The organism is Kitasatospora sp. NPDC057223, assembly GCF_042669755.1.
GTDB lineage: Bacteria > Actinomycetota > Actinomycetes > Streptomycetales > Streptomycetaceae > Kitasatospora.
The window spans coordinates 1-4368 of sequence record NZ_JBHUWW010000199.1 but is presented as its reverse complement, the minus strand read 5'-3'; the positions used below and the strand labels follow the sequence as shown (position 1 = coordinate 4368).

Here is a 4368-nt window from a genome sequence, read left to right as displayed (position 1 = left end):
ACGGCGAACCCCCGCCACGTGTGCCACCCGCCCCACCCAGTCCTCCCGCACGGACCACAGCCCAGCGACCTCCTGAGCGGTCAGCCAGGTCCCCGGGTCGAACACCCCGTCCGGATCGGGGCCGCCGGACGACGGTTCGGACGCATCACCCTCAGGAAAGGGCGGTCCTGCATCCGATGTGTGCGACATACGGCCCCCTCCGACGCGACAGGCCACCAGTACACCCCACCCATCCTCCGTAGCACCAGAGCCCCGGAGCCACCCCGGGCAACGGACGAACCACAGTCAACGGTCCTGCAGGCAGCAGGAATTGCCCCACCCGACAGACCGCCAGCCGACCAGTGGCAGGCCCCGTGACAGTAGGCCAGGAGCAGCAGGAACGGGACAGCGGCCCGAGAGACCGGCAGCACCCGCTACAGGGGCCGTCAGGGCCCCCAACCAGGCCCCCGAAGGCCACCACCAGGCACAGCCGGGCCGGAGGGCAGCCGGGGCGGGCCGGAGGGCGGCGAGCGGGACGGCCAGGGTTGCCCGGACAGGCGGTTTTCTGAGGGCCAGCGCTGGTCAGCGAAGGCCCTGAACTGCGTAGAGAGTGCCCACAGCAGTAGCCAGGACGCCGAGCAGCAGGCGCAGCACGGTCTCGGGCAGGCGGGGTTGGAGGCGGGCGCCGAGGTTTCCGCCGGCCAGGCCGCCGAGGCCGCAGGACAGGCCGAGCAGCCAGTCGGGGGCGATGTCGCCGGCGGTGGTCAGGGCCAGCGCCGCGTAGGTGCCGGCGCCCACGATGGAGGTGATGAAGGTGGAGGTGAGTGCGGCTGGCGCGACGGTGGCCACCGGTACGCCGCGGCCGGCCAGGAGCGGGCCGAGGATGGAACCTCCGCCGATCCCGTAGATCCCGCCGACCACGCCGACGGCCAGGGCGAGTGCGGTGGTCGTCCTGGCCGTCGGCACGGCGCCGGGGCGGGGTCCGGCCGGGCGCAGGGTGCGGGCGCACAACCAGACGCCGAGCGGCAGCAGCAGGGCGGCGACCAGGAGGCGGAAGACGCGGGGGCCGGGGACGGCGAACACCCGGATGACGGCGCCGACGACGACGCCGGGCACGGTGCCCGCGACCAGTAGCCGCGTGAGCGGGCCGCCCAGGCCCCCGGCCCGGCGGTAGCGCAACAGGGCCCCGGGGCCGGCCACGACGTTGAACAGCAGGTTCGTCGGCGTCACCGCCGGACTCGGCACACCCAGCACACTCACCTGCACCGGCAGCAGGAACACCGCCCCCGACACACCCACCGGCGCCGTCACCACCGAGATCAACAACCCGGCGGTGAAGCCGAGCAGCCCGGATGACCACTCCACCCCGGGGCCCCCTCGACAGATCGTCGGGCCAGTATCCGGCCCGCCCACGGCACCCCGAGGCGACGTCCACGGACCGGACAGCGGCCTCCGAACGGCCCGGGCGGGCGCAGTGGCGGCATGCGCAGCCGGCGGGCCGGCGGCCGGCGGGAACGCCCGGAACCCGCACCGCACCCCCGCCAGACCCCCAGCCAACTCCCCACATGAATTCACCACCCGCCGAAACAGCCCCGGCCAGCGGTAATTCCGGCTGAATCGCCAAGGAAAACCAGAACGGAAACCGGCGGCAATTCCGGCACCAATTCCGACGGGCCGTCAATTCGCCGGAGCACCCCGCAGCCGCCCCGGCCCCCGGACTGCCCGCCAAGCCCCGGCCAGCCGGGGCGAACGACCACCAACAGTCACCGAAACCGCGCGCGCCCCGCAGTACCGCCAGACCGCCGGACAGGGGCCGACCACCCGCCCGGATTGGTCTACCAGAACGCGATTCAAGCGCTCAAAACGCCATGAGGTCACAGGACAGGACCCGGAGCACCCAACGGGGCGGGCAGATCCTGCCCTGCTGGCAGCCGTCCTTGCTCAGGCAGTTGCCTTGGGGCGCTTCAAGGCGGGGCAGAGCTCCGCGTGCAGTACCCGGACCTCCCACCACGGATCGTCCGGAGCTGGACCCAAGCGGCCCGAGCTATTGCCCAGTGGTCCGGTTGGCGCGCCGGGAGGCTTGTGTCCAGGGGAGGATGCTCCATGCTTCCTCGAGCACTGGGTTGGGGGCGCATTCGCGGTTCGCGAACGCCGCGTTGAGATCCCAGGTGGAGCGCTGCGGATCTGCTGCACGCTCGAGGAGCAGTTTCGATGGCGAGTCTTCCGTGAAGCACACCAACTGCTCAAGTTCACTGGCGCTGGCAACGGTGGTGAAGATCGGCGGCTTGGTCAGGTTCGGCATGGGCAGTGGGGCATTCACAATGTGGAAGGGCTCAAGCGTGACCACGAGCCCGTGCCGGGGCCGGTCTGTGGGCACGGCTGCGAACTCTGGGCGCCCGCTCGCGATCAGTTCCTCGGTGCGGGAGATCTGCTGGTACGCCTTGCCGATCTTTCGCGCGGTCTCCTCCAGCCCGTAGGAGATGCCAAGCCCTGCCCTCTCGGTGGGCATGGCCGCCTTCACCTCCACGAGCAGCACGAGATCGTCGAAGACGACGATCCAGTCGACTCCGTGGTGGACCTGGCGCTTGACCGTGTAGTGGATCTCCGGGAGCACCTCGGCGTTGCGGAGCAGTCGCAGTTGGCGGCCGACGTACTCCTCGAAGAGATACCCGGTCTCCAGGTTGAAGTCGGTGCCGTAGTGCTGGAGGCCGGTGAAGGAGATGCCGGCCGGGCCGGCCTTCCGGAAGACGAGCTGGGGAACCGGACACAGCAGCCAGCTGTCGCCGTAGCCGGTGAGCGCCGGACGGGCGACGAGGGGGTTGTGGGTGAACTGGCGCATCTGCGAAGTGGTCCCGGGCGTCCCCTTCATGCGCTCTCTCACTGCTGTGTCCGCCCGCTTGAACTCCGCCGGGTCGATGGAGAAGTGGCGCTCTAGGACCCGCATGGTCGTCTCTCGGTCCACGACGTCCCAGACGCGCTCTCCTCCGGGACTGTCCATGAGGGAGAGGTCGAAGCGGCCTCCACAGGTGACGGCGCTGGCCCAGAGGGTGTTGCTGATGCTGATGTAGTCCGCGAGTGAGCAGCCGAGCAGCTCTTCCTCCCATCCGGTGGCGAGGATGCGAGGGGTGCGGTGCTCCGGGAACGGCGTGTGAAGGTAGAGGGCCGCGGTCCGGGCCCAGGTACCAAACTCCGAGAGCTGGTAGACGAACTGCTGGCCGGCGGTGCGCAGCAGGAAGTCGCGGACGCGGTCTGCGTCGATACCGTCTCCGTGCAGCGTCGGGTCCTTGAGGGAGGAGTGCGCCGCGAGAATCGCGAGTAGGTCGCCCTCTGTCGCATCGGTGCGGTTGAACTCGGTTCCTTCCGCGACCGCGACGCGGGCGGCATCCGCGAGAGCCCACGGCGTGTACTTGCGGTAGGGGCTGTTCAGCACGGAGTCCAAGCCCTCTCCGGGCCGTCCGTGCCGCGCTCCGGCAGCCGCGATCAGCGGCAGGAGCGAACTCGGACTGTGCCGACGGACGCGCTGCCGGTACTCGTCGTCCATGACGTGACGGGCATATCTGTACGGAGCCACCATTCCGCCATACTCCGCCAGCCGGGCCGGTGTCGCGACGGATTATCGCGGCCCCGGGTCTCCGGCGGGGCAACTTGTGGCGCCCCCCGGGTTCCGTCACCGTGTGGTTGTGACGAAGCCAAAGCCTCACGAGCCGACAGCGTCCCCACAGTGCGCTGGCCCTCGATGTGAACGGCAGCTTCCAGGCCCCGCCCGCACCGGCCGGCCCGGCCTCTACTGCGGCCAGGCTTGCCGCCAGGCCGCCCTGCGTCAGCGCCGCCTGGCCGAGCAGGCACCGCAACTGCAGGAGGAGGCCTGGAAGCTGCTGGAGGGCATCGGCCCGGAACTGGCCGCCGAGGTAATGGAGCAGTTGCAGTCGATGGACGGCGAGCAGCTCGCCCTGGTCGTCCGGCACGCCCGGGCCGTGGTCGAGCACCAGGCGGCCCTCTGTGGGGCGCTCGGCGTACTGCCCGACCGGACGGGCCTGCGGCCCGTCGCAGGCGGTGAGGTGCCCACTCACAGCCCGCGTCCGGCCGGACGCGGGCCCCGTCCAGGCCCCGGTCAGCAGCCCGTGCCCGCCGGCCTCCTCGGCCTCTTCCTCGAACCCCACGCCCGCCCCGCAGATGCCGGCCATCCCCCCGTGGCGTGACAGGATCAGACCGCTCCTCCCGCACACCATTGCCCGCGGGCGGAGCCCTGACTTGGTCGGGACAACGACAGCAGGCCCCGGACTTCACGTCCTGGGCCTGCTGTCGTACGCCCGGCCCGGCCCGGCGAAGGGTCAGAGGTGGCTGCGGCGTACGCCGGGCCGCGTGGGCTGGGTACGGCCGGCGGCCAGG

3 protein-coding genes are annotated in these 4368 nt (G+C 71.1%); 1 reads left to right on the top strand and 2 read right to left on the bottom strand.

Going from position 1 to position 4368, the window contains the following annotated elements:
- Positions 1 to 561: 561 nt before the first annotated feature.
- Positions 562 to 1344, bottom strand: coding sequence for a TSUP family transporter (locus ACFUK0_RS37645; RefSeq protein ID WP_380258124.1), 783 nt, complete (start codon positions 1342 to 1344; stop codon positions 562 to 564).
- Positions 1345 to 2023: 679 nt separating this feature from the next.
- Positions 2024 to 3520, bottom strand: coding sequence for a hypothetical protein (locus tag ACFUK0_RS37640; protein WP_380258122.1), 1497 nt, complete (start codon positions 3518 to 3520; stop codon positions 2024 to 2026).
- A gap of 139 nt (positions 3521 to 3659) precedes the next feature.
- On the opposite strand from ACFUK0_RS37640, the gene ACFUK0_RS37635 reads away from it, so the two are divergent.
- The gene (locus tag ACFUK0_RS37635; RefSeq protein WP_380258120.1) at positions 3660 to 4178 is read left to right on the top strand and encodes a hypothetical protein; all 519 of its coding nucleotides are present in this window, start codon (positions 3660 to 3662) and stop codon (positions 4176 to 4178) included.
- The last annotated feature ends 190 nt before the right edge of the window (positions 4179 to 4368 follow it).

Coding starts and splice junctions, on each gene's coding strand:
- ACFUK0_RS37640 (WP_380258122.1), bottom strand. CDS start 3,520: ATGGACGACGAGTACCGGCAGCGCGTCCGTCGGCACAGTCCGAGTTCG.